The sequence below is a fragment of the Mesorhizobium sp. RSR380A genome, assembly GCF_054719385.1.
Genome location: NZ_JBTTIB010000001.1, coordinates 758,991 through 785,920 on the forward strand (window position 1 = coordinate 758,991; position 26,930 = coordinate 785,920).

The following is a 26,930-nucleotide window of genomic DNA, read 5'->3' on the forward strand; positions in this document are numbered from 1 at the left end:
CCGCCCTTTCCCTGAAAACAACCGGTTATGGGGCTTTCCGGACTCAATCCATCCGGATCGTCACGAAGCGCAACTCGCCGGTCTTCGAGGCCAGCATCAAGAGCGCGTTCTTGCGGCCCTGCTCCTTCAGCGCGCCGATCCGGTCCATGACGTCCTTCGGGGTCGCGACCGATTCCTGGGCGATTTCGGTGATCACCTCGCCGGCCTGGATGCCGCGCTCGGCGGCGGCCGAATCCTTGGTGACGTCGGTGATGACGACGCCGGAGACGTCGGCCGCGATGCCGAATTTTTTCCGTGTGTCGTCATTGAGCTCGCCGACGGTCATGCCGAGCACCGAGGCCGTGGAGACCGCGGGCGCCTTGTCGCCGCCCTTGTCCTCATCGGTAGTGCCGTCCTCACCGGCGGCGACCTTCTCGCCGTCCTCAAGCCGGCCGAGCGTCACCTTTACCGTCTGCTCGACGCCCTTGCGCACGATAATCACGTCGACCGCCTTGCCGACCGGGCTTTCCGCCACGACGCGCGGCAGGTCGCGCATTTCATGGATGTCCTTGCCGTCGAACTTGATGATGACGTCGCCGGCGAGAATTGTGCCGTTGTCGACCGGTCCGCCCTTGATCACGCCGGCCACCAGCGCGCCCTTGGCGGTCGCCATGCCGAGGCTCTCGGCGATGTCGTCGGTCACCGGCTGGATGCGCACGCCGAGCCAGCCGCGACGGGTCTCGCCGAACTGGCGCAGCTGGTCGACGACGCCCGAGGCAAGCTGCGAGGGGATGGAGAAACCGATGCCTATCGAGCCGCCCGACGGCGAGATGATCGCCGTGTTGATACCGATGACCTCGCCCAGGCTGTTGAACAGCGGTCCGCCGGAATTGCCGCGGTTGATGGCGGCGTCGGTCTGGATGAAGTCGTCATAGGGGCCGGAATTGATGTCACGGTTGCGGGCCGAGACGATGCCGACCGTCACCGTGCCGCCAAGGCCGAACGGATTGCCGATCGCCATCACCCAGTCGCCGACGCGCATCTTGTTGGAATCGCCGAACTTCACCGCCGTCAGCTTGTGGCCCTTCGGGTCGACCTTGAGCACCGCCACATCGGTCTTGGTGTCGGTGCCGACCAGCGTCGCCTTGAGCGTCACGCCGTCGGAGAAATTCACCTCGATATCGTCTGCATCGGCGATGACGTGGTTGTTGGTGACGACAATGCCTTGCTCGGCGTCGACTACGAAGCCGGAGCCCAGCGACTGCACCTTTTGCGCGCCGCCATCCTTGTCGCCGCCACGGTTCTTGAAGAAGTCGTCGAAGAAATCCTGGAACGGCGAACCCTCCGGCAGCTGCGGCATCGGCACCGCGCCCGGACCTTCCGTGCCCTTCACGGTCTGCGACGTCGAGATGTTGACCACCGCACCGAGCAGGCCTTCGGCGAGGTCGGCAACCGAAGCCGGTCCGTCCGCGGCCACCGTCGGCGTCACGAAAGCCGGAACGGCAAGCGCGCAGACCATAAGTGCCGCAGCACCTGCGATGAACGTCCGCCGCGCCGCGCGCAGAAGGGTGTTGGATGTCATCGAAAGCCTCCCGGAATCTGAAAAGAAAAAGCGCTTCGGCAAAACGCCGCGTCGCGTCATGTTGGCAAGAAATACGGCACGTTTGCGGCTATGGCCACATCAGGAGGATAAATCCTCCGTTACACCTTAGAGCGGTTCGCCGTTTCGCGGAAACGGCGAACCGTTCAATCCCTTTGCTTTTACGCAATTCCGGACGGAAAACCGCTCACACTTTCCTGGAATTGCAGATCAGCGGTCCTCAGCCACGCACCAACCAGACGATACCGACGCCGATGGCGATCGCCACCAGCCCGACGATGCGTAGCGCAATTTCCGGCGTCGACAGCACTTCGCCGGCAAGACGTTTGGCAAGGCCGGGAAAGCCGCCATAGACCAGACCCTCGACAACGAGGACCAGGCCTATGGCCGCAAGGAAATCCTGCACCGCCCTACTGGGCGGGTGCAGGTTGTGCAGCCGGCGCGGCAGGTGCCGTCGCCGGCGCGGCAGGTGCCGTCGCCGGAGCCGCAGGCGCCGCCGGCTTCGCGTCCGTCCCGTCCGGATTGCGGAAGAAGCGGAAGAACTCCAAGTTCGGCGACAGCACCATCGTCGTCCCGGAGTTGTCCAGCGCCGTGCCATAGGCATTCATCGACCGGTAGAAGTCGAAGAACGCCGGATCGCGTTTGTAGGCGTCGGCAAAGGTCGCGCTGCGCTGGGCTTCACCTTCACCACGCAGGATTTCCGATTCCTTGCGCGCTTCGGCGACGATTTCCACCACTTCGCGGTCGGCGCGGGCGGTGATGCGCTGCGCGGCCTCTTTGCCGCGTGCCCTCAGCCGTTCGGCCTCGGCCAAACGTTCGGCCTTCATGCGGTCGAAGGTCTGCTGCGAAACCTCGGCCGTCAGATCGGTTCGGCGGATGCGCACATCCTCGATCTGCAGGCCGAGCGAGGTGGCGTCGGGCCGAAGCTGATCGCGCACTTCGCGCATCATCACGGCCCGCTCTTCCGAAAGCGCCGCCTCGAAGTCGCGCAGACCGTAGACACGGCGCAGCGCCGCATCGAGACGCGTCCTCAGTCGTGCTTCCGCCAGTGTGATCTGGCCGGACACGGCTGAGCGGAACACCCGCGGATCCGAGATGCGGTACGCGATGAAAGCGTCGACCTCATAGAACTTGCCGCCCGAAACCTGGACGCGGATGTTATCGAGATCGAAGCGCAGCACCCTGTTTTCGATCAACTGCACGCTGTCGGCGTCGAAGAAGGCGAAAGGCGCCTTGAAATAGATGCCGGGTTCATTCTTGACGTCGACGATCTCGCCGAACCGCAGCACGAGCGCCTGCTGGCGCGCGTTGACCACGAAGACCGAGGAGTAGAGCAGGAACAGAAGCACGGCCGCGATGACCGCGATGATGGGAAGACGATTGGCCATCACTGGGCTCCTCCCGTGGTCGCAGGCGGCGGCGCCTTCGGTTGCAGTGCCGGCAGCGGCAGATAGGGAACGACCCCTTGCCCATTGCCCTGTTCGACGATCACCTTGTTGGAATCCTTCAGCACCTTCTCCATCGTTTCCAGATAAAGCCGCCGGCGCGTAACATCGGGCGCCTTGGCGTATTCGTCATAGACCGAGATGAAGCGCTGCGCCTCACCTTCGGCTTCCTGGACGACACGGTTCTTGTAGGCTGCCGCGTCCTCGCGGATCTGCGCCGCGGCGCCACGCGCCTGGCCAAGCTTCTGGTTGGAATACTGGTTGGCCTGCTCGACGAACTTGTCTTCGTCCTGCTCGGCGCGCTGCACTTCGTCGAACGCGTCGGCCACTTCACGCGGCGGCGCCGCGTCCTCGATCGAAACCGCGTTGACATTCAGGCCGGCCTTGTAGCCGTCCAGCGTCGTCTGGATGATTTCACGCACCGACGCGGCGATGCCCTGACGGTCGTCGCGGAAGATGTCCTGCGCCGGTCGCCGGCCAACCGCTTCGCGCATGGCGCTCTCTGCGACCTGCTGCAGCATGCCTTCGGGATCGGAGACGTCGAACAGATAGGCCCGGGGATCGGAGACCTGATAGGCCACCGAAAACTGCACGTTGACGATGTTCTGGTCGCCGGTAAGCATCAGCCCCGACGAGTTGCCGCTCGTCGCGCCGCCACCACCGATATCGACGAGTTGTTCGGCGATGTTGGCCGTCTCGACGGTTTCGACCGGCCACCAATGGAAATGCAGACCCGGCTGCGACAGCTCCGCCTTCGGCTTGCCGAAGCGCAGCTCGACCGCAACCTCGTCCGGCTGCACGGTGTAGACCGCCTTGAACGCCCACAGCACGATCAGAGCCGCTGCGATCAGCGCAAAGACGGCCGGGCTGGCGCCGCCGCCACCGGGCAGCGCGCGCCGCAGCCGGTCCTGGCCGCGGCGGATGATGTCTTCGAGATCGGGAGGTGACCCCGGCGGGCCGCTAGGCCCCTTCGGTCCCTGCCCCCAGGGTCCCTGATTGTTGCCGCCGCCGCCCCATGGGCCGCCGCCGCCGCTCTTGTCGTTCCAGGGCATGAATGTCCTTTCGCTTGGGATTCCCTCAGCGCCGGCGTTGCGGCGCAAAATCCAGTTGTTCTTCTATAGGGACGCAGCGATGCGCTTTCAACGCGATCCGCTGCCGAGCATGTCCGTTTTGGACGTTCGCGACCCTTTTATCGTCTCAATGCACGCCGCGGCGTCGCTCGTAAACCGAATAGCGCGTCGCATGGCTGTCCTTTTCACCGGCCGGAACGTCCTGAGCGCTGACAAGGCGCCACAAATCCGGATCGATGTCGGGAAAATGCGCGTCGCCATCGACCGCCGCCAGCACATGGGTGACGTGCAGCCGGTCTGCCAGCGGCAGCGCCTGCGCATAGATCTCGCCGCCGCCGATGATGCAGATTTCGTCGACGCCGGCCATGCAACGCCCGCGCACCGTGGCCAGCTGGATCGCTGCCTCCAGCGAGTGCGCCACCTCTATGCCCTCGGCGCGCCAGGCCTTGTCGCGGGTCACCACGATGTTCAATCGGCCCGGCAGCGGCCGGCCGATGCCTTCATAAGTCTTGCGGCCCATGATGACGGGCTTGCCCATCGTATCGGCCTTGAAGCGCTTGAGATCGGTGGACAGCCGCCACGGTAAGCCGCCGTCGCGCCCGATGACGCCGTTCTGCGCAATGGCGACATAGATCGCGACGTCCATCAGTTGGCTCCCCCGGCGCCGTCATCCGACGGCTCCAAAAGCAATATGTCGATGTTGTGCTCGGGATAGAGATCCTGCGCCGCCGTCTCGAAGGTCGTCGGCCCGACCTTCTTGACATTGTCGCCGCAAAACGAGATCAGCGCTTTCGGATTGCCCTTGTCGACGGTTAGCTTGAACTTGCCGATGCTGCCATTGGCCCAGTTGCCGCCGGTGGTCAGGATATAGGCTATGCGGTTCTCGTAAAAATGCGGATAACCGTCGGCCTTGGCGGCCTGCCGCACCGCATTCTCGAAGCTGTCGTCCATGCAGTAGCGGGTCTTGTAGGTCGTGTACTGGCTGCCCTCGGTGAACTTGCCGTCATAGAAGAAACTCACCGATGACGTGCCGCCGACGCTCGGTTTGTAGCGGTGCGAGACGTGGACATCCTTGTTGGCCGGAAATATCGCGCGCCACCAATAGGTCGAGCGCAACTGCCACCACGGCGTATAGACCTTGTTCGCCTCGGTACCGTCGCTGCCCGTATCCTCGATGATGATGCCGCGGTTTTCCCAATCCTCGGCGACCGTTTTCGGCAGCTTCGCCAGGGCCGCCTTGGCCGCATCGCCGAACGGATTGAACGGCACGTTCTGCGCCTTCAGATCGGCGCCGATATCGATGCCGACAGCGAACACTTTCTGCTCGAGCTGCGGCTTTGCCGGCGCTCCGTCGATCGTCACCTCGAAGCCAAGGAAATTGTCGCTCTGGTTTTCCGGGATAGCCGGCATTTCCTCCGGATTGCCTTCGATGTCCGGCAGCGGAAAAGCGACGATGGCATTTACATCCTTGTCGGTGTTGTTGTGGAAGACGTAGTCGACCGTGATCTTTTCCGGCGAGATATAGAGATCCTCGCTTTGCATCGACACTGCGTCGCTACGCGACAGGATCAGGCCACCTGTGCCGAGTTCGGCGGTCGTATCATTGGCCAGCGCGGGCACGGCAAAAAGCGCCAGCGCTACGGACAGAACATATTGCAACATCGAAGCCCCTCGCCAAGAATGCCGCGACCCTAGCCGTTTCAATGTGGCGTTTCAAAGCCTTCCGTCTCCCAGCAGGACGCCACAGTGTCTGGACACGCCAATCGGCGGTCTGGACTAACAGGTTTCGATCGGGCAGGAGTTCGCGTCATGCGCAAGCTTCTCGTCATCGGCATCGGCGCCGGCAATCCCGACCATATGACCGTGCAGGCCATATCAGGCCTAAACCGGGCGGACGTCCTGTTTATCCCCGACAAGGGGGCGAAGAAGAACGACCTTGCCGAATTGCGCCGCCATATCTGCGACCGTTTTGTCAGCAATCCGAAATCGCGCCGCGTCGAGTTCGACGTGCCGGTGCGCGCCGAGCCGGCGCCTTCCTATCGCTCGACCGTCGATGACTGGCACGAGGCCATCGCCCAGATCTATGAGACCCTGATCCGCGACGAACTTGCCGAGGACGGCTGCGGCGCCTTCCTGATCTGGGGCGACCCCTCGCTCTATGACAGCGCGCTACGCATCCTCGCGCGCGTACGACTGAGGGGCAATGTCGCATTCGAACTGGAGGTCATTCCCGGCATCACCGCCGTCCAGGCGCTAGCCGCCGGCCACAAGATGGCGCTGAACCGCATCGGCGACCCCGTGCTGATCACCACCGGCCGCCGCCTCGCCGAACAAGGCATGCCGCACAATGCCGGCAGCGCCGTGGTCATGCTCGACGGCAAATGCGCCTTCAACACGCTGGCAGACAAGGATCTGATCATCCATTGGGGCGCCTATCTCGGCACACCGGACGAGATCATCGTTTCCGGTCGCCTGGGTGATGTCGGCGAGGAGATTGAGAGGACGAGAGAAGAAGCCCGGAAAAGAAAGGGCTGGATCATGGACACCTATCTGCTGCGTAAAGCAGGAGAGCCCGAGGAATAGCGCGCTCAAAGGTCGAGTTCCTTCGCGCCCCCCTCTGTCCTGCCGGACATCTCCCCCTCTAGTGGGGAGATTGGCCGTCACGGAGGATTTCGCCAATCGCCTAACAGATTAGCGCCCGTCTACGGGCTAGCTGATCTCCCCCCTTGCGGGGGAGATGTCCGGCAGGACAGAGGGGGGTGTGACGGATCGCAAGCTTCAACCCTCACCCAGCATCGATCTCCGCCTGCAAGGCGTCCATATGCGTGGCCGCCGCTGCCGCCGCAGCGCGCTCGATAGCGCGAAAACGGCTGACAACTGCAAGGCCAACTGAGGTCAGCTGTGCGCCGCCACCCTTTTTGCCGCCGGTCTGCGCCGCGACCAGTGGCTTGCCGAACACACGGTTCATATCTTCCACCAGATCCCAGGCGTGCTTGTAGGACATCTCCATGCCGCGTGCCGCAGCCGAGATCGAGCCGAAAGTGGCGATCTGCTCCAGCAATTCGATCTTGCCCGGACCTATGCGCCCGTCCGGATCGAGATTTATCCGCAGGCTCAGCGACGGCATCTCTTGTCCTCCACAGTCACACTAGCCCCTCTCGACCCATAGCGCTATTCCAAAACGATATAGCGGTTATCAGCCATCCGCTTCGGCCGGCAGCCCGGCGCCGGTGTTGGCACGGTCGAAACTGACCGTCTTGATCACCGCGAAGACCTTGCCGCCGAGTTGAAGGTTCAGTACCTGCCTGGATTGTTCGGTAATGCGCGCAAGCACGGTTTCGCCATTGCAGTCGATGCCGATTTCGACCGTCGGCCCCTCGCCCGAGCCGATTGCGACGATGGCGCCCGGCAGGATGTTGAGCGCACTGAGACCTTTCGGCTGTTCGGTGGCGATCATCACGTCGCGGGCGCGGATTCGGATGCGCACAGGCGCGCCGACCGAGACCGCCAATTGCGGCACCCGGATTTCGCCCGCCGCCGAGCCGAGCACGGTCATCCCGAAGATCTCATCATGGCGCAGCACCTTGGTGTCGAGAACCGCGCCGCCCTCGCCGCGTTCCTCGGCCGGCAGCAATTCGAGCCGTTGCATGATCGCGCCGGTCGGGCCTGAGGCAGCGACCTTGCCTTGCGCCATCACCACCACGTCGCTGGCCAGCCGCGCCACCTCGGCGACGGAATGGCTGACATAGACGATGGGCAGCTTGGTCTCGTCGCGCAGCCGCTCGATATAGGGCAGGATCTCGGCTTTGCGCGCATCGTCGAGCGAGGCCAGCGGCTCGTCCATCAACAGCAGTTTCGGGCTGGCAAGCAGCGCCCGGCCGATCGCCACGCGCTGCTTCTCGCCGCCCGACAGCTTTGCCGGTCGCCGGTCGAGCAGTGGACCGATGCCGAGCAGTTCGACGACCGCGTCGATATCCGCATAGCGCTCCGCCGGCGGCGTGAACCAGCGGCCGTAGCGCAGATTGCCGGCCACGCTCATATGCGGAAACAGCCGCGCGTCCTGGAACACCATGCCGATCCGGCGCTTGTGCTTCGGCACGAAAATGCCGGCATCGGTGTCGACCAGCACACGGCCGTCGACCGCGATACGGCCCTTGGTCGGCCGGATCAGGCCGGCGATCACGTTGATCAGCGTCGTCTTGCCGGAGCCCGAGGGCCCGAACAGCGCCGTCAGCCGCCCGGCGCTTTCGAAATGCGCGTCGATGGCGAAATCGCCGAGCCGATGGCTGATGTCCACCAGCACACTCATTCGATGTCCATCCGCCGGCCGACGCGCCGCGCCAGCACTTCCGAGGCTACCAATGCGGCCATCGAGATGACGATGGAGATCAGCGTCAGCCTGAGCGCCCCGTCATCGCCGCCAGGCACCTGCGTGAAGGTGTAGATCGCCGAAGGCAGCGTCTGCGTCTCGTTGGGAATGTTGGAGACGAAGGTGATGGTGGCGCCGAACTCGCCCATCGCCTTGGCGAAGGACAGGATCGAGCCGGCGATCAGCCCGGGCAGGATCAGCGGCAGCGTGATGGTGGCGAAGACCCAAACCGGGTTGGCGCCGAGCGTTCCCGCCGCTGCCTCCATTTTGCGGTCGACCGCCTCGATCGACAGCCGGATCGCCCGCACCATCAGGGGAAAGCCCATGATACCGCAGGCCAGTGCGGCGCCGGTCCAGCGAAACGAGAAGACGATGCCGAAATGCTCGGCCAGGAACGCTCCCGCCGGCCCGCGCCGGCCGAAGGTAAGCAGCAAGAGATAACCTGTCACCACCGGCGGCAGGATCAACGGCAGGTGAACCACACCGTTGAGCAGCGTCTTGCCCCAGAATTTTCCGCGGGCCAGCAAAAGCGCCATCAAGATGCCCGGCGGCAGGCTGAACAGCATCGCCACCGTCGCCACCTTGATCGACAGCCGGACCGCATTCCATTCGTCGGGAGTGAGGTCCAGCAGCCAGTTCATACTCAGCCGCTACCTTAATTGCTCGGCGTGAGCACGGTGAAACCCTGATCCCTAAACAGTTCCGCCGCCTTGGCGGACTGCAGGCACTTCAGGAAGGCCGGCGTATCCTTGTCCTTCGAATCGGTGGTCTCGGCAACCGGATAGATGATCGGCGGGTGCGAATCCTCCGGGAAGGTGCCGACCACCTTGACTCCCTTGTCGGCATGCGCGTCGGTGGCATAGACGATGCCGAGCGCGGCCTCGCCCGTTGAAACCAGCTTGAGCGCGGCGCGCACATTCTCGGCCTGCGCCACCTTGCCTTCGACCGACGACCAGACGCCGAGCGATTCAAGTGCCGCCTTGCCGTATTTGCCGGCCGGCACCGCCTTGACGTCGCCCATGGCAAGCCTGCCGTCGCCAACCAGCTTGGCCAGGTCGAAGCCTTTCTCGATCCTGGTCTCAACCTTGGAATCCTGTGGCGCCACCAGCACGATCTGGTTGCCGAGCAGTTTCACCTCGGTTTCCGGCTTGGTCAGTCTCTTGTCGGAGAGGTACTTCATCCAGTCGAGATCGGCCGAAATGAACACATCGGCGGGCGCCCCGCTTTCGATCTGCTTGGCCAGCGCCGAGCTCGCGGCGTAGGAGACGGTCGCCGCTTCACCGACATCGGCTTCGCAGGCCTTGGTGACGGCGTCGAGCCCGTCCTTGAGGCTGGCTGCGGCAAACACGATCACCTTGTCTCCCGCGTGAGCCGCCGGCATCACGGCCATCAGAGCTACGGCAAAGCCGCCAATCGCGATTGCCCTCATACCAAAACCTTTGTGCCCCAACATGAAAACTCTCCCTGGGCTTGAAATCTGCTGGCTCGACTCCTGCCGACCGATATATCTGGATGAATATAACAAGGGAAGGCCGCCTCCTGCGAAAGCGTATGTTCGGCATCGATTGTTCTGGTTTGGACGTGCACCGAAACCCGGAAAGGAACTCCGATGAAGATCAGCGCCCGCAACATCCTCAAGGGAACGATCGTCGAGATCGTCAAAGCACCTCGCCTGTCCGCGGTGATGTCGCCGGCTCCGTCGTCACGCTTCGATCACCAACGAGGCCGTTGCCGATCTCAAGCTCGAAAAAGGCAAGCAGCCTATACCATGATCAAGGCAACCGACGTCATGGTCGACATCGATTGAGGGTCGGAATTGATTGACGGTGGACGGATCAGACCGCGATCGGCGCCTTGATCGAAGCGTCGGCAAAATAGTTTTCCAGCCGGAAATCCTCGAAGCGGAAGGCGAACAGGTCCTTCACCTCCGGATTGATCCACAGCGTCGGCAGCGCCTTGGGTGTGCGCCGCAATTGCTCGCGCGCCTGCTCGAAATGGTTGGAATAGAGATGCGCATCGCCCAGCGTATGGACGAACTCGCCGGGCTTCAGCCCGGTCACCTGCGCCACCATCAGGGTCAGCAGCGCGTAGGAAGCGATGTTGAAGGGTACGCCGAGAAAAATGTCGGCCGAGCGCTGGTAGAGCTGGCAGGACAGCTTGCCGTCCGAGACGTAGAACTGGAACAGGCAGTGGCAGGGCGGCAGCGCCATCGCCTCCACTTCGGCCGGGTTCCACGCCGAAACGATCAGCCGGCGTGAATTCGGATTCCTGCGTATCTCCTTCAGAACATTGGCAATCTGGTCGATCGACCCGCCATGGCCATCCGGCCAGGAGCGCCACTGCTTGCCATAGACCGGTCCGAGATCGCCATTCTCGTCGGCCCATTCGTCCCAGATCGAAACGCCATGATCTCTAAGGTATTTGATGTTGGTGTCGCCGGCCAGGAACCACAGGAGTTCATGGATGATCGACTTCAGATGCAGCTTCTTGGTGGTGGTGACGGGAAAGCCGCGCGACAGGTCGAAGCGCATCTGGTACCCGAACACCCCACGCGTGCCGGTGCCCGTGCGGTCGCCACGGTCGGCGCCATTGTCCAGCACATGCTGCAAAAGGTCGAGATACTGGCGCATCGGCTTCGCCTCGATTCGGGGTTACCGCCATCATAACCGACTGGCCGCCGGCCGAACACAGCAAAAGGACCAGAACGCGGCTTGCCCCATCACTCTTCAAGGGTTAGCGTTGCCCCTCACCTGCCTGCCGGCATCCTCTCCCCGTATAGGGACGGGGAGAGGGGCGCTGTGATCAGCGGTTTCGCCAATCACAAGCGTTCGAGAGAGAGAGCCAAGGCTGCGGTCAGCCCTTTCTCCCCGTCACTATACGGGGAGAAATGCCCGGCAGGGCAATGAGGGGCGGTGCTGACCTCCGGTGAGGAGCAAAATCAAACGCGCGCTCTGCCTATCGGCAATAATCTCTACAAAGAGCCGAGCTTGCCCAGATCCTTGGCGACCAGATAGTAGAAAGTCACGCGGCTCTTGGAGCTGTCGGCGGCCAACGCCTTGCAGGTCTTCTCGATCGCTGAGTCGGCTTTCGCCCCGTCGGTCACGCCAAGTTTCTTGGCAACCCAGTTGGTCTTGACGCGCTCCAATTCCTTGGGGTCGGTGCAGGATACCAGCGAGGAATCGCGGTTGCGCAGCGCGATGCCCAGATGTTTCACAATCTTGGCAACCACATCGGCATTTGCGGCGGCGTCGTATTTCTTCACGTCTGCGAGATAATCGGCCATCAAATTTCCCCATGTCGGCGCCACGGGATCCGATCGATGAGGGCTGTGGCGCGCTGCCGCAACTTGTGCGCTCGGTCGATACTCCTCACCATCGCAAAGCTTCGGTTGAGACCGCCCGCGAGTCAACCCTCGGCGCCGCAGTTTGGTGCGGCCAAGAAGTGTCATTGCGGCCTTTCATTTTGTGCGCCCGCCCCCTATATTCGTTTTGTCGGCTTGACCGACTATGGCGATAAATGGGCGATGTAATAAGCCGTTCGGACCCGGGGGCGGTACCCGGCGCCTCCACCAAGAACCGTTCTGTGATCAGAGCGGCTGTTGCTGGGGGCGAAATAGGATCGACGAAGGTGTAAAGATCGTACTTTTGCCCGGCATGGTACCACCGTCATCGGGCTAAACCTGTAGTTGCAAATGACAACTATGCGGAAGCACGTCTCGCCGCGTAAGCGGTGCGATAGCTTCAAATCAAGCCCTAGAGGTTCGCACTTCTAGGCGGGGTTCGGAGGTACCTGGCAACAGAAACCTCCACTTCTCCCCTCCTCGATATCGTACGCTCAATGCCGGCTGCCGCTGGCCGGATTTCGCATGACGATGGGCCGCGAAGCCTACACCAAATTGAGCCATGAGCTGGTGCAATTTGCCGCTGGCGTCGGTCGAAGGCCGTGGTTCTGGCCGGGGCCGGATTACCCCAGACGTGAAAAAGGCCGGGATGACCCGGCCTTTCCGGTCGATTGCGGTCAGCTTACTCGGCCGGCGCTTCAACGGCTTCGCGCGAGCGGCCAAGCGTCAGTTTGGCCAGCGTGAACGAGATCACCGCGCAGAGCGTGATGCCGGCCACCATGGGCAGCGGGGTGCCGTCGAAGAAGATGCCGGCGACGCCCATCGCCAGCGCACCGATGGCGAAGTGCAGGGTGCCCATCAGCGCCGAGGCCGTGCCGGCGATCTCGCCATGCTCTTCCATGGCCAGCACCGACGTCGTCGGGATGACCAGGCCGAGGAAGCCGTAGCCGACGAACAGCAGTGCCGCCATAACATCGAGCCGGTCGACGCCGGTCGCCATGACTGCGAACAGCACAACCATCGTCGTGGCATAGCCGGTTACCGCCACCCAGACGACGCGCTTCAGCCCGAAGCGCTCCGACAGCATCCCCGTCAGTTGCGACATGCCGATGAAGGCCACCGCATTGATCGAGAAGAACACGCTGTAGACGGAAGGCGACAGCCCGTAATGGTCGATCAGGATGAAGGACGAACTCGAGAGGTATACGAAGAAGCTGGCGATGCCGAAGCCGGCGATCGCCACCAGGCCGAGGAAATTGCGGTCACCCATGAGGAAGCGATAGCCGGCGAGTGCGGTTCCGAAGGACGAACCGACGCGTTCTTCCGCCGGCCGCGTCTCCTTCAGCGAGGTCGCCAGCAGAATGGTGGCCAGAAGGGCCGCGCCCGTCACCGTCCAGAACACGGCGCGCCAGCCAAAATTCTCGATGATCTGGCTGCCGGTCAGCGGCGCCAGGATCGGCGACACCGAAAACACCAGCATCAGCAGCGACATCAGCTTGGCGGCTTCGGTGCCGGTGTGCAGGTCGCGCACGATGGCGCGCGGCACCGCCATGCCGGCGCTGGCGCCCAGCCCCTGCAGGAAGCGGAAGGCGATCAGCCATTCGATGGTCGGGCTCATGGCCGAACCGATACCGCCGACCATGAACAGCGCAAGGCCGCCGTAAAGCGGCAGCTTGCGGCCGACCATGTCGGAGATCGGTCCGACGACGATCTGGCCGAAGCCCATCGACAGGAAGAAGATCAAAAGGCTCATCTGAACGGCGGCGGTGCCGGCATGCAGATCCTCGCCGATCGAAGGCAACGCCGGCAGATACATGTCGATGGCGAAGGGGCCGATAGCGGACAACAGGCCGAGCACGACCGCGATGCGGAGGAATTTGGGACTCATGATAAAGGCTTCTTTCAAGTCTGGTTGGCGCCGCCAACGCGACGACTAACCCTAGGACGTTCCATCCCGTTGAAATCCGACGGCTCAGAGCGAGATTATTCGTCTCTACGGAGCGAATTCCCATTTATTGTGTCCACAAATTTAGACAGCCTTGTCTAATTCGTCAATCACCTCTATATAGATTTCTATGAAGCTTGCCGTTTCTCCTGACATTTTCCCGCCACGCGGCCACGAGGCCAAGCGTATGTCGATCATCGATGCGGCGGCTTCGGTCTTCTGCCGGGAAGGCTTTGCCGGCGCCAATATCGACCTGATCGCGGTGGAGGCCGGCGTGTCGCGCCAGACCATCTACAATCACCACCGCGACAAGGAAAAGCTCTTCATGGCTGTGGTGCGCGATCTGACGGAGCGCTGCAATGCCGGCATCTTCGCCACCTTCGCCTCTTTCCCAGACCAGCCGAAGGATCTGGAAGCCGACCTGATCGGCTTTGCCGTGCGCATGAATCAGAACTGCATCTGCAACCGCGACGGACGCTTCCTGCGCAAGCTGATCCAGACCGAAGGCGAGCGCTATCCCGAGCTCTTCGCAGAATGGCGCGACCAGGGGCCGGGCCGGACCTGGCCGGCACTTGCCGCCCGTTTTGCCCGCCTCGCCCATGCCGGCCATCTCGCGGTCGACGATCCCGATGTCGCCGCACGCCAGTTTCTGGCGCTAGCCAACGCCGAACTGCAGACCACCTTCATGCTAGGCGGCATGCCGTCGGAAGATGAAGTGCTGCAATCCGCGACCCACGGCGTGCGCACATTCCTGCGCGCCTTCGGCAAGCGCAGATCAGCGGCAGCGATGGAAAAACAGCTGGCCAGCGCCTGAACGCCAAAGCAGGCGATCAAATCGTCCGTTACGGGCTTCGCTTCGGCGCATCAGCGATCTATATCCGGTTTACGCCGCGCTCAAGCTTGATTACAGCTATGCGGACGATTCAACGGAACCCGACCAGCACATGGCCGACGACCACATCCGCTACGACATTCTGGCCCAGGAGGCATTGCGCGGCGTCATGCGCAAGGTCCTGGCCGAAGTCGCGCGCACCGGCCTTCCCGGCAATCATCATTTCTTCATCACATTCCTGACCGGCGCGCCGGGCGTGCGGGTGTCCTCCAGGCTGCGCGAGCGCTATCCCGAACAGATGACCATCGTCATCCAGTTCCAGTATTGGGACCTCAAGGTGACCGATACCGGCTTCGAGGTCGGGCTGTCCTTCTCCGACGTGCCGGAGAAGCTGGAAATTCCGTTCTCGGCCGTACGCGGCTTCTACGACCCATCGGTCAATTTCGAACTCGAATTCGACGTTAAGACCGACGTCCCGGCGGAAGACGATGCAGCCGCCCAGCCGGCTGCCGAGCCTTTGGCTATCGTCTCCGAGAAAAAGCCGAAGGCCGAGAAGAGGGCAGCTGCCACCGAGGTCGAGAAAAAGCCCGCCGTGGCCGATGCCGCCGCCGGCAAGGGCGCCGACGTCGTGTCGCTCGACGCCTTCCGCAAGAAGTAGCGGGACGGTCGGCGCGACATGGGCGAAATCGTCAACCTTCGCCAGGTCCGCAAGCAGAAGGCGCGCACCGAAAACGAAAAGCTCGCCGGCGAGAACCGCGCTCTGCACGGCCGTTCCAAAGCCGAAAGAACTCGTGACCGTCTTACATCGGACAAGGCCGAAAAATTCGTCGCCGGCCACCGCCGCGAACGCCCGGAAGACCAGGGCGATTGATGGACGGCCTGCGGTGAGCCCGGTCGAAAAACGCTCCGTGACCATCCGCGGCCATCGCACCAGCTATTCCCTCGAAAAACCCTTTTATGACGATCTCGTCGCCATCGCCGCCGCGCGCAAGCTGACCCTTGCTGCCCTGGTCGCGGAGATCGACGAGACAAGACCGCGCGATGCCAATCTGTCCTCGGCGCTCAGGCTCCACGTGCTGGACTGGGCCAAGCGCGACGCCAGAACTTCTTAGGCCTTTATGACCGCATTCTGTTTCTTGCTGCGGGTGCCAAATCCCAGCAGCGTCGAGCGATCGCGTTCCTCGGCAGCCTTCTTCGACCGGACGCGCATCAAATCCTTCCAGCCGACATAGCCGACCAGCCGCGCATCCTCGCGCGCGACAACCGGCAGATGCGAGACATTGGCCATCAGCAGCTTGTCGGAAAGACCATCGAGATACTCGTCCGGATAGGCAAGCGTGAGCTTGCCGCCGTCAAGCAATTCGCCAAGCGTCGTGGTGCGGTGCTTGCCCGCGCGCCTCCAGCGCAGGATCGCCGGCGGATCGATGACGCCAAGCACCTGGCCGTCTTCGCTGACGACGGGAAAGCTCGGATGCCGCGTCTCGGGCGCGGTCAGGAAGGCGGCTGCGCCATGTAGCGTCATCGTCGCCGGCACGCTCTCCACCTGCGCGGTCATGACCTCGCGCACCCTGGTCAGCGCGAACGGATCGACACCATATTCGCGAACCAGATGATGCCCTCGCCTGGCAATCTTTTCCGTCAGGATCGACCGCTTCATCAACAGCACGGTGACGGCGTGAGCGGCCGCGCAAGCGGCGATCAACGGCACCAGCACATGGGTGTTGCCGGTGAGTTCGACCGCAAAGAAGGTCGCCGTCAGCGGCGCGCGCATGGTGCCGCCCATGGTCGCCGCCATCGCCAGCAACGGCCAGAAGCCGGGCGTCGCCTCAGGCAGGATGCCGGCGAGAACCGCGCCCATGGCGCCGCCCATGATCAGCAGCGGCGCCAGCACGCCACCGGACGTTCCAGAACCGAGCGCCACCGACCAGATGATCGCCTTGACCACCAATAGGACAAGTGCCGCCGTGGCGATCAAGCGGCCATCGAGCATGTCGGCGATGTTGTCATAGCCGACGCCCAATGCCTGCGGCTCGATCAGTCCGCCAATGCCGACCACCAGGCCACCGATCATCGGCCACCACATCCAGTGTATCGGCAGCTTCTGGAAAGCGTCTTCGCAGGCATAGACCATCTGGGTCAGCAGGCCGGACAGGAGCCCGGCGCATATCCCGATCAGCACCCAGCCGCCCAGGCCGGTGAACGAAGCCTCCATGCTGCCTTGGAACGGGAAGATCGGCCCCGGCAAATGCAGCATGGTGCGCTCGACCTCGGCAATGATGGCGGCAACGGCCACGGGGATGAAGCTGCGCGGCGTCCATTCGAAGAGCAGCAGTTCCACCGCCAGCATGATGGCCGCGATCGGCGTTCCGAACACGGTGGTCATGCCTGCCGCCGCGCCCGCCACGAGCAGCGTCTTGCGCTCATTGTCGCTGACCGGCAGCATCTGCGCGATCAGCGAGCCGATGGCGCCGCCGGTCATGATGATCGGCCCTTCGGCGCCGAACGGACCGCCGCTGCCGATCGAGATCGCCGACGACAGCGGCTTGAGGATCGCCACCTTGGCATCAAGCCGTGAGCGACCGAGCAGGATTGCCTCGATGGCCTCGGGGATTCCGTGGCCGCGGATCTTCTCGCTGCCATATCTGGCCATCAAGCCGATGATCAGCGCGCCGATCACCGGAACGACGACCGCGGCGTAACCGAGCGGTGTGTGCTGCAGCTTCAGATTGGCGAATGAGAATTGGCCGAAATAAGCGAAGTTGGTGGCAAGCTGGATCAGCTTAAGCAGCGCAATACCGGCAAACAGTCCTGCGGTTGCAATCACCACGGCGATCGCCGCAATGAGCAGCACGCGCGCATCGGTAGTGAAGTCGCGCAGGTGAGTTTCCGAGGATTTCATGTGGCGTCCAGCTTTCCGACGACGCCGAGCGCGCCATCCTGTTGTCGGGCCGCTATGTATCGTAACACGACATAAATATTCAAGGTCGTTCTCGACCGCTTTACCGCGTCATTGGACAACGACTGCGCGCTGGCGGTTGAGCTTTTCAGACAAAGGGCGATAGAGATCGGAAATGACCGTGCCAAAGAACCCACGCCCCGCCATCTCGCAGGCCGACTACCAGCGCCTGTCCGAATTCCGTTACCTGATCCGGCGCTTCCTCGAATTCAGCCAGACGCAGGCCAACGATGCCGGCCTGACGCCGCGCCAGCATCAGGCGCTGCTGGCGATCAAGGGGTTTCCGGATGGCGGGTCGGTCACGGTTGGCGACTTGGCCGAGCGCCTGCGCATCCGCCACCACAGCGCCGTCGAGCTGGTCAACCGCCTAGGCGAGGCAGGACTTGTGATCCGGCATCAGGACAAACACGACCAGCGGCGCGTGTTTTTGCGCTTGACCGAACACGCCGAAGACCGTCTTGCCGAATTGTCCGCCGCGCATCTCGATGAGCTCAAGCGCATCGAACCGATGCTGGAACGCCTGCTGACCCGTCACAAGCAATAGTCCGCAAGTCGTGGACCGGTGCGCCGGCGATGCGGGTGCCTAATTGCCCAGCGACTTCAGCAGATTGTCGACGGAGAACGGATTTGTCCTGGGCTTCGGCGGCGCCGGGGCCGAACCGTCATTGACGCCGGGAAGTGAGCGGTCGACCTTCGGCGCCTGCTCCTGAGCCTTGCGCTCGGCCTCCAGCCTGGCTTTTTCCTGCGAAGCGATCCGAGCCTGTTCGGCCTTCTTCCGTTCGTCCTCGGCCTTGGCGGCGTCTTCGGCAGCCTGCTCTTCGGCCTGGGCTTTCGCGTCCGCATCTGCCTTGGCCTTTGCGTCAGCCTCTGCCTGCGCTTTCGCATCGGCATTGGCCTTTGCTTCGGCATCCGCCTTGGCCTTCGCATCCGCTTCGGCCTGTGCCTTCGCATCGGCCTGTGCCTTCGCCTTGGCGTCGGCCTCGGCTTTGAGCCGTGCCGCTTCCTCCTGCTTGCGCAATTCCTCGGCCGCGTTGTCGCGCTCGGTCTGCAGGGCGGCGTAGTAGCGCACCTCGCGCCGCAGCCGCTGCTTCTCGAGCAGTGCGGCCTGCATCGCCTCGACCCGCTGCTGCTCCTTTTCCAGCGCGCGCTGGGTCAAAAATTGCGCCAGCGGCTCGCTGTCGAACTGCTTCTTCAGCGCCCCGAACGGCCCATCGACGCTGAAATTGACCGTCGGATCGGAGCCGATCAGCGCCTCGTCGCCAGGCTTGTAGGTGACAGCGCCCTTGGTGGCGACGGTGCCGGTGTTGAGGTCGGCCGTGATGTCGGCAGACAGCGTCGCCGCCTGGTTTTCGAATTTGATCGGTGGTGCCCGCAACGTGCCGCCGGCGACCGTGAAGGCGATGTCGGCATCGCCGGCAGCAAAGCTGCCGTCGCCAGCGATCTCAGGTGCAAAGCCCGCGGTCTTGGCCACGTCGATGTCGCGCCCGATCGCATCGGCCTTGGCAATCAACGCGCCGAAGGCATCGGGATTGACGCCGGCAATGGTGAGGCCTTTCAGCGCCGCCGTGCCCGAGCCGGAGAGTGCGGCAATCATCGCGTCGACCGATTTGCCGCTGGTCGACAGCCCTGTCGTGAAATCGCCGTTGCCACTCAATCCGGCAGCCGGCAGCACAGTCGCCAGGTCGGCGCCGGCAAGCCTCATCTGGCCGGAGAACAGCCCCGTGCCGTCTGTGTTCTTCAACTCGAACAATCCGGTGAGCGCGCCGCCGAGCAGTTTTGCCTTCAGGTCCGAAACGCGGATGCCTTCCTGGTCCAGTTTCAACGACAGCGACGCATCATAGGCTGTCGCCAGCGGTCCGGCGGCAAGCGTCGCCGTCGTCAGATCGAGATCGGCGCTGAACGGCAGGCTGGATTTCTGGCTGAATGGCGCCGTCGGCCAGTTCGCGTTGCTGCTGAGGAACGACTGGTCACCGAACAGCGCAACCGCAATCGGGTCGAGGTCCAGTTCGTCGAGCGCCAGCGCACCGGCAAAATGCGGCAGCCCCTGCTTCGCATCGATGTTGACGTCGCCCGAAATCTCCGACTCGTTGATGGATCCGCTGAGACCGCTCAACACCAGCAGGCCACTGCCGAAATCGGCATCCGCGCTGAGCGAGGTCGAGGTGCCCGTTCCCATGCCCGGCAGGCCGGCGCCGGTCGTCATCAGCCAAGGCTCGATGTCGGAGGCGTCGAGGCCGATCTTGCCCTTGGCGGTGGCGCCTTGCGGCGTCTGAGCAACGGTGCCGTCGAACGTCGCCTTGAAGTCGTCGGCGGCGAAATTGAAGCTCGTCGCCAGGCCGCCGCCGAGCGTGCCTTTCGCCGAAATATCGGTGCTTGCCTGGCCGAGCATGCCGAGCGGCAGCGCCGGCAGGCCGTAGAGCGCCAGCAGCGCCGTGGCGTCGGGATTTTTGGCGTTGAAGGTCAGCGTCACCGGCGCGTCAAGCAACTGGCCTACGGCCCCCCTGCCCGACAGCGACGCCGAAAAGCCCGAACCGCCGGCCTTGCCTTGTCCGCTCACCGCCAGCCCGGTGGTGCCGTCGCCATTGTCGGCGGCGCTCGCCACCAGATCGACGCGCGCGTCCTGGAACAGTTCAGGATAGGCGGCCGTGCGGCCAGCCAGTCCCTTCAGCATCAGATTGTCGGGATAGTGTTGCGCGGCAATGTCGATCAGCGGCTTCAGATCGACGGCGACCACCGAGGCATCGAGCTTGCCGGTCGGGCTTGCGGGAAAATCCTTGATCCGGCCGGTGGCGCTGATCGAGGCGCCGGCAAGGCCGCCAATCGACAGCCGGTCGATTTCGAGCAGCCCGTCGCGGAGCCGGAGCGCGGTATCGACCGTGTCGGCGGTGAGCCCGCCGGCATTGACCGGCCCTGCCTTGATCTGAAAATCGAGGTCACGGTCGGAAAAGCGGTTGGCGCCCTTGTGGCTGACGAAGATCGAGGCGAAGGCCGTCAGCCCGTCGACATCGAGTTCGCCGCCCTCGAGCCGCATCAGCACCGAGGACTTGGCGTCGTCGGGCTGGTTGGAATCGATGCGGCCGGTGAACTTCGACTTGCCGAGGATCAGTTCGAGATCGCTGAACGCCTGGCGCTTCTCCGACAGCTCCACCTTGGCCTTGAAGCCGGCGGCCGGCAGCCGGCGGATCGCCTCGTCGACATCTTTCGACAACCAGGCAGCAAAGCCGGAAGGCTGCGCCACCGCCAGCAGCATGGAGCCGCTGAAACCGAAATGATCTTCGACGCTGAGCATGCCGCTGGCTTCCAGCGTCGTGCGCCCGGGCAAGGTCGCGGCCAGCGATTTCACCGACCAGCCGCCCTCGACCGGCTCGGCCGAGAGATGCACGTCGCGCACCGTGGTGTCGCCGGCCACCACCGCCGGCAGCTTGACCTCGACAGTGCCGGGGATGCTCGGCTTCGGCAGTTCGAGCAGCGCCTGCTCGATTCCGGCAATGCGCTGGTCCAGCGTCAGGCCGGCGCCCTTCTCAGCGCCCACCGCCTCGTCCAGTTGCACCTGCGCGCCATTGGCCTCGATGGCGAAGTTCGGCCTAAGGCCGAGATCGACCGAAGCCTTGCCGTCGGCTGTGTAGGGATTGTCGAGCGGCCCGGTCTCGAAGCGGAATTCGTCGACGCCGAGCTTCTGGTGATCAAGCGAGAACTTGCCGTTCAGCCGGAAGCCCGGATCGGGCTTGCCGGCGCTGACCTTGCCCGTATTGATCTCGACAACCTCACCATCGCTGCCGCGCAGCGTAGCCGAATTCTTGTCGTTGCCGGAAATCTTGAACTGGCCGGAATAGACGGCAGCCCCATTGACGATGCCGGCATTGCCGTCGGTTTCGATGACCAGTGGATAGGCATCGGGATCGACCTTGAGCCTCAGCCGCATCTGGCCGCTGCCTTCGGCCTTGCCGGTCGAAGCCGCAACCGTCGAACGCAGTCCGTCGAGCAGCAACGTTCCGTCCATGCGCCACGGCCCGGCCAGCGACTTGGCAGAGATGGTCGAATTGATCTCGGAAATCAGATGGCTGCGCCCGCCTGCGGCATGGCGGAGCGCAATTTCTCCCTCCGTCACCGTCAGCCTCTCGATCGAGATCTGGTTGAGGTCGAAGGGCGAGGACGGCCGTATCGCCCAGTCGACCGTGCCGTTATCGGCGATGTCGATCGTCGCCTTCGGATGCACCAGCCGCATATCGAAAATCAGCACTTCGCCGCGTAGGAACGGCGCCAGTTCCGCGTCCATCGAAAAGGTCTCGACGGTCATTGCCTGCTGGCCGCCGGGGCCGCCGGCGACCGTGACGTTTGAGAAGGTCACCGAGGGGAACGGCAACAGCCGCGCCGTGGCGTCGCCTTGCACCGTCACCTTGCGGCCGAGAATGGCGCTCGCCTCGCGCTCGAATTGGGCGCGGTACCCGGTCCAATCGACAAAATACGGCACCACCAGCGCCGCAACCAGCACCAGCACAAACAAGCCACCGAAGATCACGAACAGGCGTGCGAGCATCAGCTCCGAACGGGTTGATTGAAAGTCAGCCGCACTCTACTCGCATCAGCGTGTCGATAAAGAGGCAATTCATCCAGAGTTGCTTGATCTCTGATGTATCTGGAAGAGCAGAGATTTTTGGACGCCTTTGACCGCGGTCCGGCCTGTGCGTAAGAGACTATCCTGCCATGGCCCGTCGGCGATATTCGTTCAGCAGCACCACCATCTCCTCGGGCGACAATGTCCAGCCCTGGGGTAATGCGGCTTCGGCGCCCAGGCTTTTGGTCACGCTGCCCATGACGGAGCTTTTCTTGACCCCCGGTGCGAAATTGTACCCGATCATATCGCCTATCCTGCGCCGGCGATGGACGACGAAGAAGCTTTCGATATCCTTCCAGGGGACCAGCTTGGGCGATCGAACAAGGCCTCCGCCGAGACTGAAACCTTGTCCGTTCAGCACCAGAATCTGCGGCCGCACAAGCTGCCAGGCAAACACCAACGCGACCAGCCCGAAAAAGGCCACGCACCACCAAAGGCCGGCGGTGTCGCCGTCCTCGGAGACATAAATCAGGAAAGCGCAGGCCAGGACAAAGAAGAGGCTGGCCGACAGCAATAACAGTGTCTTGCCAAGCGATGCCCTTATAATCAGGGTATCCATTGCCGCTCCTCACATTTCGGCTATGCAGGCAATATCTTGCCCGGGTTCATGATGTCTTGCGGGTCGAGCGCTTTTTTTATGGAGCGCATGATGTCGACACCATGGCCGAGCTCATGGCGCAGGAAGCCGATCTTGCCCTGGCCGATGCCGTGTTCGCCGGTGCAGGTGCCGTCCATGGCGATCGCCCGCATGTTCAGCCGCGAGACGAATTTCTCCGCCAGCGCGATCTCTTTGGGGTCGTTGACATCCATCAGCACCAGCACATGGAAATTGCCGTCGCCGGCATGGCCGACGATCGGCGCAACCAGGCCCATCTCGGCAATGTCGGCCTCGGTTTCGGCAACGCATTCGGCCAGCCGCGAGATCGGCACGCAGACATCGGTCGACAGGCCCTTGGTGCCCGGCCGCAGCGTCAGCGACGCCCAATAAGCATCGTGCCTGGCCTTCCAGAGTTTCGTGCGCTCCTCGGCGACGCTGGTCCAAAGGAATGGCCCGCCGCCATTGTCTTCAGCAATGGCACCGAAGGTTTCGGCCTGTTCGGCGACGCCGGCATCGCTGCCGTGGAACTCGACGAACAGGCACGGGCTCTCGGGGTAATCGAGCTTCGAGTAATTCTTCATCGCCCGCATCTGCAGTCCATTCACCAGTTCGATGCGCGCCACCGGAATGCCCATCTGGATGGTCGCGATGACCGCGTTGCAGGCCGCCTCGAGGTTTGGAAACGGGCAGACGCCGCCGGAGATCGCCTGCGGAATGCCTTGCAGCTTCAAGGTCAGTGAGGTGATGATGCCGAGCGTGCCTTCCGAGCCGACCAGAAGCCGCGTCAGATCGTAGCCGGCCGAACTCTTTTTCGCCCGCTTGCCGGTCGTCACCGTCTCGCCATCGGCCATGACGGCCGTCAGCGACAGCACGTTTTCACGCATCGTGCCGTAGCGCACCGCATTGGTGCCGGAGGCCCGCGTTGCCGCCATGCCGCCGAGCGAAGCATTGGCGCCGGGATCGATGGGGAAGAACAGGCCGGTATCGCGCAGGTGCCGATTCAAATCCTCGCGCGTTACGCCAGGCTCGACCGTGCAGTCGAGATCCTCGGGGTTGACCGACAGGATGCGGTTCATGCGCGAGGTGTCGACCGAGATGCCGCCACCCGGCGCGTTGGTGTGGCCCTCCAGCGAGGAACCGACGCCGAAGGCGATGACCGGCACGCGGTGCGCGGCGCAGGCACGTACGATCTCCTGCACCTCTTCTGTCGTCTCCGGGAACGCGACACCGTCAGGCGCCTGCGTCGGGATATAGGTGGTGGTATGCGCATGCTGCGAGCGGATCGCCGCGCCTGTCTGGAAGCGTTCGCCGAGCTGCTGCTTGAGAATGCCGAGCACGGCGGCGATGCCTTCCTCGTTGCGTTCGACCGGATTGAGGTCGCTCAGAGCCATGAATTCCTCCGCGAATGGACCAGCGTCCACGCTTGTTATGCGATTATGGATGCGTAGTCTCGACTGCCGCGCTCTGTCCAGCACCAGAACAAGGAACTTTCCATGCCCATCCCTGCCCCCTTCGTTTCCAAACCGATGGACATCGAGAACGACTGGATCGACTACAACGGCCATCTCAACATGGCCTATTACAACGTGTTGTTCGACCGCTGCTCGGATGAGGCGTTCGAGGCGATGGGCATGGGGCTGGACTATGTCGAAGAGCGGCGCCTGACCATCTACACGGCCGAAGTCCATGTTTGCTATGTCCAGGAACTGCACCTCGAACACAAGGTCGTCGTATCCTTCCAGCTGATCGATCACGACGACAAGCGGCTGCGGGCCTACCAGGAAATCCGCCATGTCGATGGCTGGCTCGCCGCCACTTCCGAAACCCTGTCGCTGCATGTCGACATGTCCGGGCCGAAAGTCGCGCCCTTCCCCGCCGATGTGCAGGCCAAGGTGAAAGCCATGCGCGCCGCCCACTCTGCACTGCCGATGCCCGAACGCGCCGGCCGTTCGATCGGTATTCGCCGCAGGACCGCTTGAAGCGCTGCCACGCCCGCGTTAACCTTACCAAGGTTTTAACGTGAACAAGCCATTTGGGCCATTGAACGACTCAGCGGACCGTTTGAGAACGGTGCCATGCGAGTTGCGATGCGGGCGGCGGGCAACAGGCGGTTCGAGGAACGTGCATGAAAACCGACATCAAGGTCGAGGTGGACAGGCTGGCTGCCGATCCGCGCATCACCGACTATGATTTCTGGCGCTCGTTGAAGAACGTCAACAACGAGATCTTCCACATCGCCAACAACAACGAGCCTATCCCCTTCGACATGATCCGCTGGCGCGCCATCCTGAAGCAGGCGCGCATGAAGCGTGGCCACGCCTGATGTTTCCGCTGTTCTGAGAAAGCCGCCACCGGCGAGCGCCGCCACGGACCATTGCGACCTGATCATTTCTATAGGTCGGCGCCAGCCCTGCTTTCAGCGAATCGGCTACATCCGACAACCTTCAAAAACCGTTCATTTCGACAGTTTGCGCAACCGGCGATTCGGTTTCGCAAACGGCTGCCTGCGACAAGAAGATCAAGATTGAACCAATTCCACGTCTAAGCCGTTGTGACCCCTGAAAAACGGCTTGGAGTGAAAGCATGGACTGGAAAAGGACCAGGGAACCGGCCGACGCATGGCACATGACGGACAATCTGCATGCCGAGCACGGCAAGGGCGATCCGTTCGCGGCCGCCATCCGCGCCACCCGCATGTCGATGGTCATCACCGATCCCCGTCAGGCGGACAATCCGATCGTCTTTGCCAATGACGCGTTCCTGCGCCTGACCGGCTACGAGCGCGACGAGGTCATGGGCAAGAACTGCCGCTTCCTGCAGGGGCCAGAGACAGACAAGGCAGCTGTGGCTAGCGTGCGCGACGCGATAGCAGCGGGAACCGATATCGCCATCGATCTGTTGAACTACCGTAAGGACGGCTCGACATTCTGGAATGCGCTCTACATCAGCCCGGTTTCCAACGACAAAGGCGAACTCCTGTTCTTCTTTGCCTCGCAGCTCGATGTCTCCGATCGCAAGCGCTCCGAGGATCGCATCACCGCCGACAAGAACCGCTTTGAAAAGGCTGTCAAGGAACGCACGCGCGAGCTTGAGGCCGCCCTTGAGGCGCAGACCACGCTGCTGCACGAGGTCGACCATCGGGTGAAAAACAACCTGCAGATGATCTCCTCGCTGATCATCATGCAAAGCCGGGCAATCAAGGATGAAGCGACGAAGCGATCCCTGACCACCATGCTGGAGCGCATCGAGGCGCTGAGCACTGTGCATCGCCGTCTCTACCAGTCAAAGGATGTCAGCCGCTTCGATGTCTCGGATTTCGCCAGGGATCTGGTCACCGACCTGCTGACCGCATCGGGGCGCGCCGAGATCAAGCCGACGCTGGACCTCGAACCCATCGTCATTCCGGCCGAAAAAGCCACGCCTGTTGCCTTGATGGTCAATGAGCTTGTCACCAACGCGCTGAAGCATGCCTTCAAGGAAAAGCCGGACGGCACCACCGCGGGGCGCATCGGCATCAAGATGAGCCAGCCCGACGGCCACTTCAACATCGAGGTTTCCGATGACGGCGTCGGCATGGCCGAGGCCAGTGGCGATGCTTCTTTCGGCATGCCGCTGATCAAGTCGCTTGCCCGTCAGTTGCATGCCGACATCGAATGGCGCGACGCCGGCCCGGGCACAAAGGTCGTCATCTCGATGCCGAACCAACCGCAGCAGAAAGGGAAGCTGTCATGAACGAACCGCTCAAGGTCCTGATCGTCGAGGATGAGGCGTTGCTGGCGATGGAACTGGAAAGCCTCGTCGAGGAAGCCGGCCACAGCGTTGTGGGTTGGGCGACATCGTTGGCCGAAGCAAGAGGTATGATTGATACCGCCGATGCCGATATTGCCTTTGTCGATATCCACCTCGCCGACGGACCAACCGGGGTCGAGGTTGCCGAGCATATCCGCGAGGGTAACCGTTCCATGGTGGTGTTCATGACCGCCAATCCAAAACGCATCCCCGACCATTTCGCCGGCGCGATCGGCGTCATCGCCAAGCCCTACACGATGAACGGACTGGTGTCGGCGTTGCGCTATCTGCAGGAGGGCGTGCGGCGCCCGCCCCCGGTCTCGGTGCTGCCGGCCGGTTTTACGCTGTCGCCGGCCTATGAAAGCGTATGGGCGTCGCAGGCGGCCTGAAGC

At 62.9% G+C, this 26,930-nt stretch carries 27 protein-coding genes, 1 other RNA gene and 1 pseudogene; 12 read left to right on the forward strand and 17 right to left on the reverse strand.

All coding sequences use genetic code 11. The annotated features are described in order from the left end of the window. Window positions 1-43 precede the first annotated feature (43 nt). From ACYG9Z_RS03765 to ACYG9Z_RS03790, 6 genes are all read right to left on the reverse strand, one after another. Window positions 44-1,561, reverse strand: a complete 1,518-nt coding sequence (locus tag ACYG9Z_RS03765; protein ID WP_023751661.1) for a DegQ family serine endoprotease — start codon at window positions 1,559-1,561, stop codon at window positions 44-46. Window positions 1,562-1,799: 238 nt separating this feature from the next. Next, on the reverse strand, window positions 1,800-1,985 hold the full coding sequence (locus tag ACYG9Z_RS03770; RefSeq protein ID WP_023668333.1) for a DUF2065 domain-containing protein: 186 nt from the start codon (window positions 1,983-1,985) through the stop codon (window positions 1,800-1,802). Window positions 1,986-1,989: 4 nt separating this feature from the next. Then, on the reverse strand, window positions 1,990-2,967 hold the full coding sequence (gene hflC / locus ACYG9Z_RS03775) for a protease modulator HflC (RefSeq protein ID WP_460222876.1): 978 nt from the start codon (window positions 2,965-2,967) through the stop codon (window positions 1,990-1,992). Further along, window positions 2,967-4,076 carry an FtsH protease activity modulator HflK gene (gene hflK / locus ACYG9Z_RS03780; protein WP_023682090.1) on the reverse strand — a complete coding sequence of 370 codons (1,110 nt, stop codon included), beginning with the start codon at window positions 4,074-4,076 and terminating at the stop codon, window positions 2,967-2,969. The genes hflC and hflK overlap by 1 nt, the downstream gene beginning before the upstream one ends. 145 nt (window positions 4,077-4,221) lie before the next feature. Next, a complete protein-coding gene (locus ACYG9Z_RS03785) occupies window positions 4,222-4,740 on the reverse strand; it encodes a dihydrofolate reductase (RefSeq protein ID WP_023667408.1) in 519 nt (172 codons plus the stop codon). After that, complete coding sequence (locus ACYG9Z_RS03790; protein ID WP_023699581.1) at window positions 4,740-5,756, reverse strand: DUF4424 domain-containing protein; 1,017 nt, start codon at window positions 5,754-5,756, stop codon at window positions 4,740-4,742. Before ACYG9Z_RS03790 ends, ACYG9Z_RS03785 begins: the two co-directional genes overlap by 1 nt. Before the next feature lie 147 nt (window positions 5,757-5,903). Between ACYG9Z_RS03790 and cobF the strand changes: the two genes are divergently transcribed. Further along, window positions 5,904-6,677, forward strand: coding sequence for a precorrin-6A synthase (deacetylating) (gene cobF, locus ACYG9Z_RS03795; RefSeq protein WP_023753124.1), 774 nt, complete (start codon window positions 5,904-5,906; stop codon window positions 6,675-6,677). Between the two features lie 202 nt (window positions 6,678-6,879). Here cobF and ACYG9Z_RS03800 read toward each other — a convergent pair whose 3' ends face one another. From ACYG9Z_RS03800 to modA, 4 genes are all read right to left on the reverse strand, one after another. After that, window positions 6,880-7,221, reverse strand: coding sequence for a winged helix-turn-helix domain-containing protein (locus ACYG9Z_RS03800; RefSeq protein WP_023667411.1), 342 nt, complete (start codon window positions 7,219-7,221; stop codon window positions 6,880-6,882). A 69-nt stretch (window positions 7,222-7,290) separates the two neighbouring features. Further along, complete coding sequence (gene modC / locus ACYG9Z_RS03805; protein WP_023690903.1) at window positions 7,291-8,403, reverse strand: molybdenum ABC transporter ATP-binding protein; 1,113 nt, start codon at window positions 8,401-8,403, stop codon at window positions 7,291-7,293. Further along, window positions 8,400-9,104, reverse strand: a complete 705-nt coding sequence (gene modB, locus ACYG9Z_RS03810; protein WP_023668326.1) for a molybdate ABC transporter permease subunit — start codon at window positions 9,102-9,104, stop codon at window positions 8,400-8,402. The genes modC and modB overlap by 4 nt, the downstream gene beginning before the upstream one ends. Window positions 9,105-9,118: 14 nt before the next feature. Beyond that, window positions 9,119-9,913 carry a molybdate ABC transporter substrate-binding protein gene (gene modA, locus ACYG9Z_RS03815; RefSeq protein WP_155927182.1) on the reverse strand — a complete coding sequence of 265 codons (795 nt, stop codon included), beginning with the start codon at window positions 9,911-9,913 and terminating at the stop codon, window positions 9,119-9,121. 159 nt (window positions 9,914-10,072) lie between these two features. On the opposite strand from modA, the pseudogene ACYG9Z_RS03820 reads away from it, so the two are divergent. Further along, a pseudogene (locus ACYG9Z_RS03820) lies at window positions 10,073-10,270 on the forward strand (TOBE domain-containing protein). A gap of 28 nt (window positions 10,271-10,298) precedes the next feature. On the opposite strand, the gene ACYG9Z_RS03825 reads toward ACYG9Z_RS03820, so the two are convergent. Then, window positions 10,299-11,093, reverse strand: coding sequence for a thymidylate synthase (locus ACYG9Z_RS03825; protein ID WP_023688064.1), 795 nt, complete (start codon window positions 11,091-11,093; stop codon window positions 10,299-10,301). A 341-nt stretch (window positions 11,094-11,434) separates the two neighbouring features. Beyond that, window positions 11,435-11,746, reverse strand: coding sequence for a DUF2853 family protein (locus ACYG9Z_RS03830; protein ID WP_023668323.1), 312 nt, complete (start codon window positions 11,744-11,746; stop codon window positions 11,435-11,437). Window positions 11,747-11,914: 168 nt separating this feature from the next. Between ACYG9Z_RS03830 and ssrA the strand changes: the two genes are divergently transcribed. After that, window positions 11,915-12,273: a transfer-messenger RNA gene (gene ssrA / locus ACYG9Z_RS03835) on the forward strand. A 212-nt stretch (window positions 12,274-12,485) separates the two neighbouring features. On the opposite strand, the gene ACYG9Z_RS03840 is transcribed toward ssrA, so the two are convergent. After that, window positions 12,486-13,691: a multidrug effflux MFS transporter gene (locus ACYG9Z_RS03840; RefSeq protein ID WP_023682099.1), complete on the reverse strand. Its 1,206-nt coding sequence runs from the start codon at window positions 13,689-13,691 to the stop codon at window positions 12,486-12,488. 187 nt (window positions 13,692-13,878) lie between these two features. On the opposite strand from ACYG9Z_RS03840, the gene ACYG9Z_RS03845 reads away from it, so the two are divergent. The 4 genes from ACYG9Z_RS03845 to ACYG9Z_RS03860 all read left to right on the forward strand — a co-directional run bounded on the left by ACYG9Z_RS03845 (window position 13,879) and on the right by ACYG9Z_RS03860 (window position 15,692). Beyond that, window positions 13,879-14,562: a TetR/AcrR family transcriptional regulator gene (locus ACYG9Z_RS03845; protein WP_023688063.1), complete on the forward strand. Its 684-nt coding sequence runs from the start codon at window positions 13,879-13,881 to the stop codon at window positions 14,560-14,562. 130 nt (window positions 14,563-14,692) lie between these two features. Further along, on the forward strand, window positions 14,693-15,238 hold the full coding sequence (locus ACYG9Z_RS03850) for an SspB family protein (RefSeq protein WP_023688062.1): 546 nt from the start codon (window positions 14,693-14,695) through the stop codon (window positions 15,236-15,238). Window positions 15,239-15,256: 18 nt separating this feature from the next. Continuing rightward, window positions 15,257-15,451 (forward strand): DUF4169 family protein, encoded by a 195-nt coding sequence (locus ACYG9Z_RS03855; protein WP_023688061.1) that lies wholly within the window; start codon window positions 15,257-15,259, stop codon window positions 15,449-15,451. 13 nt (window positions 15,452-15,464) lie between these two features. Further along, window positions 15,465-15,692: a ribbon-helix-helix domain-containing protein gene (locus ACYG9Z_RS03860; protein ID WP_023688060.1), complete on the forward strand. Its 228-nt coding sequence runs from the start codon at window positions 15,465-15,467 to the stop codon at window positions 15,690-15,692. Here the strand turns inward: ACYG9Z_RS03860 and ACYG9Z_RS03865 are convergent. After that, window positions 15,689-17,479: a chloride channel protein gene (locus ACYG9Z_RS03865; protein ID WP_023753121.1), complete on the reverse strand. Its 1,791-nt coding sequence runs from the start codon at window positions 17,477-17,479 to the stop codon at window positions 15,689-15,691. The genes ACYG9Z_RS03860 and ACYG9Z_RS03865 overlap by 4 nt on opposite strands. A gap of 172 nt (window positions 17,480-17,651) precedes the next feature. Between ACYG9Z_RS03865 and ACYG9Z_RS03870 the strand changes: the two genes are divergently transcribed. Then, entirely contained in the window at window positions 17,652-18,080 is a 429-nt protein-coding gene (locus ACYG9Z_RS03870; RefSeq protein WP_031201823.1) for a MarR family winged helix-turn-helix transcriptional regulator, read from the forward strand. A gap of 39 nt (window positions 18,081-18,119) precedes the next feature. Here ACYG9Z_RS03870 and ACYG9Z_RS03875 read toward each other — a convergent pair whose 3' ends face one another. The 3 genes from ACYG9Z_RS03875 to ACYG9Z_RS03885 all read right to left on the reverse strand — a co-directional run bounded on the left by ACYG9Z_RS03875 (window position 18,120) and on the right by ACYG9Z_RS03885 (window position 24,140). Then, a complete protein-coding gene (locus ACYG9Z_RS03875; protein ID WP_023753119.1) occupies window positions 18,120-22,073 on the reverse strand; it encodes an AsmA family protein in 3,954 nt (1,317 codons plus the stop codon). 157 nt (window positions 22,074-22,230) lie between these two features. After that, on the reverse strand, window positions 22,231-22,665 hold the full coding sequence (locus ACYG9Z_RS03880) for a hypothetical protein (protein ID WP_155921615.1): 435 nt from the start codon (window positions 22,663-22,665) through the stop codon (window positions 22,231-22,233). A gap of 65 nt (window positions 22,666-22,730) precedes the next feature. Beyond that, entirely contained in the window at window positions 22,731-24,140 is a 1,410-nt protein-coding gene (locus ACYG9Z_RS03885; RefSeq protein WP_023690898.1) for an FAD-binding oxidoreductase, read from the reverse strand. A 102-nt stretch (window positions 24,141-24,242) separates the two neighbouring features. On the opposite strand from ACYG9Z_RS03885, the gene ACYG9Z_RS03890 reads away from it, so the two are divergent. The 4 genes from ACYG9Z_RS03890 to ACYG9Z_RS03905 all read left to right on the forward strand — a co-directional run bounded on the left by ACYG9Z_RS03890 (window position 24,243) and on the right by ACYG9Z_RS03905 (window position 26,927). After that, on the forward strand, window positions 24,243-24,728 hold the full coding sequence (locus ACYG9Z_RS03890; RefSeq protein WP_031244278.1) for a thioesterase family protein: 486 nt from the start codon (window positions 24,243-24,245) through the stop codon (window positions 24,726-24,728). Between the two features lie 146 nt (window positions 24,729-24,874). After that, entirely contained in the window at window positions 24,875-25,072 is a 198-nt protein-coding gene (locus ACYG9Z_RS03895; protein ID WP_013531006.1) for a hypothetical protein, read from the forward strand. A gap of 260 nt (window positions 25,073-25,332) precedes the next feature. After that, on the forward strand, window positions 25,333-26,481 hold the full coding sequence (locus ACYG9Z_RS03900) for a histidine kinase dimerization/phosphoacceptor domain -containing protein (RefSeq protein WP_023753117.1): 1,149 nt from the start codon (window positions 25,333-25,335) through the stop codon (window positions 26,479-26,481). Then, window positions 26,478-26,927 (forward strand): response regulator, encoded by a 450-nt coding sequence (locus ACYG9Z_RS03905; RefSeq protein ID WP_023753116.1) that lies wholly within the window; start codon window positions 26,478-26,480, stop codon window positions 26,925-26,927. Before ACYG9Z_RS03900 ends, ACYG9Z_RS03905 begins: the two co-directional genes overlap by 4 nt. The last annotated feature ends 3 nt before the right edge of the window (window positions 26,928-26,930 follow it).

Excerpts from the sequence above, each read along its gene's own strand:
- cobF (WP_023753124.1), top strand. The coding sequence starts at position 5,904 with ATGCGCAAGCTTCTCGTCATCGGCATCGGCGCCGGCAATCCCGACCAT.
- ACYG9Z_RS03855 (WP_023688061.1), top strand. The coding sequence starts at position 15,257 with ATGGGCGAAATCGTCAACCTTCGCCAGGTCCGCAAGCAGAAGGCGCGC.
- hflC (WP_460222876.1), bottom strand. The coding sequence starts at position 2,967 with ATGGCCAATCGTCTTCCCATCATCGCGGTCATCGCGGCCGTGCTTCTG.
- ACYG9Z_RS03850 (WP_023688062.1), top strand. The coding sequence starts at position 14,693 with ATGGCCGACGACCACATCCGCTACGACATTCTGGCCCAGGAGGCATTG.
- ACYG9Z_RS03905 (WP_023753116.1), top strand. The coding sequence starts at position 26,478 with ATGAACGAACCGCTCAAGGTCCTGATCGTCGAGGATGAGGCGTTGCTG.
- ACYG9Z_RS03790 (WP_023699581.1), bottom strand. The coding sequence starts at position 5,756 with ATGTTGCAATATGTTCTGTCCGTAGCGCTGGCGCTTTTTGCCGTGCCC.
- ACYG9Z_RS03865 (WP_023753121.1), bottom strand. The coding sequence starts at position 17,479 with ATGAAATCCTCGGAAACTCACCTGCGCGACTTCACTACCGATGCGCGC.
- ACYG9Z_RS03845 (WP_023688063.1), top strand. The coding sequence starts at position 13,879 with ATGAAGCTTGCCGTTTCTCCTGACATTTTCCCGCCACGCGGCCACGAG.
- ACYG9Z_RS03885 (WP_023690898.1), bottom strand. The coding sequence starts at position 24,140 with ATGGCTCTGAGCGACCTCAATCCGGTCGAACGCAACGAGGAAGGCATC.
- ACYG9Z_RS03895 (WP_013531006.1), top strand. The coding sequence starts at position 24,875 with ATGAAAACCGACATCAAGGTCGAGGTGGACAGGCTGGCTGCCGATCCG.
- ACYG9Z_RS03840 (WP_023682099.1), bottom strand. The coding sequence starts at position 13,691 with ATGAGTCCCAAATTCCTCCGCATCGCGGTCGTGCTCGGCCTGTTGTCC.
- ACYG9Z_RS03890 (WP_031244278.1), top strand. The coding sequence starts at position 24,243 with ATGCCCATCCCTGCCCCCTTCGTTTCCAAACCGATGGACATCGAGAAC.
- ACYG9Z_RS03785 (WP_023667408.1), bottom strand. The coding sequence starts at position 4,740 with ATGGACGTCGCGATCTATGTCGCCATTGCGCAGAACGGCGTCATCGGG.
- ACYG9Z_RS03825 (WP_023688064.1), bottom strand. The coding sequence starts at position 11,093 with ATGCGCCAGTATCTCGACCTTTTGCAGCATGTGCTGGACAATGGCGCC.
- modB (WP_023668326.1), bottom strand. The coding sequence starts at position 9,104 with ATGAACTGGCTGCTGGACCTCACTCCCGACGAATGGAATGCGGTCCGG.
- ACYG9Z_RS03870 (WP_031201823.1), top strand. The coding sequence starts at position 17,652 with ATGACCGTGCCAAAGAACCCACGCCCCGCCATCTCGCAGGCCGACTAC.
- modC (WP_023690903.1), bottom strand. The coding sequence starts at position 8,403 with ATGAGTGTGCTGGTGGACATCAGCCATCGGCTCGGCGATTTCGCCATC.
- ACYG9Z_RS03765 (WP_023751661.1), bottom strand. The coding sequence starts at position 1,561 with ATGACATCCAACACCCTTCTGCGCGCGGCGCGGCGGACGTTCATCGCA.
- ACYG9Z_RS03900 (WP_023753117.1), top strand. The coding sequence starts at position 25,333 with ATGGACTGGAAAAGGACCAGGGAACCGGCCGACGCATGGCACATGACG.
- ACYG9Z_RS03875 (WP_023753119.1), bottom strand. The coding sequence starts at position 22,073 with ATGCTCGCACGCCTGTTCGTGATCTTCGGTGGCTTGTTTGTGCTGGTG.
- hflK (WP_023682090.1), bottom strand. The coding sequence starts at position 4,076 with ATGCCCTGGAACGACAAGAGCGGCGGCGGCGGCCCATGGGGCGGCGGC.
- ACYG9Z_RS03800 (WP_023667411.1), bottom strand. The coding sequence starts at position 7,221 with ATGCCGTCGCTGAGCCTGCGGATAAATCTCGATCCGGACGGGCGCATA.
- ACYG9Z_RS03830 (WP_023668323.1), bottom strand. The coding sequence starts at position 11,746 with ATGGCCGATTATCTCGCAGACGTGAAGAAATACGACGCCGCCGCAAAT.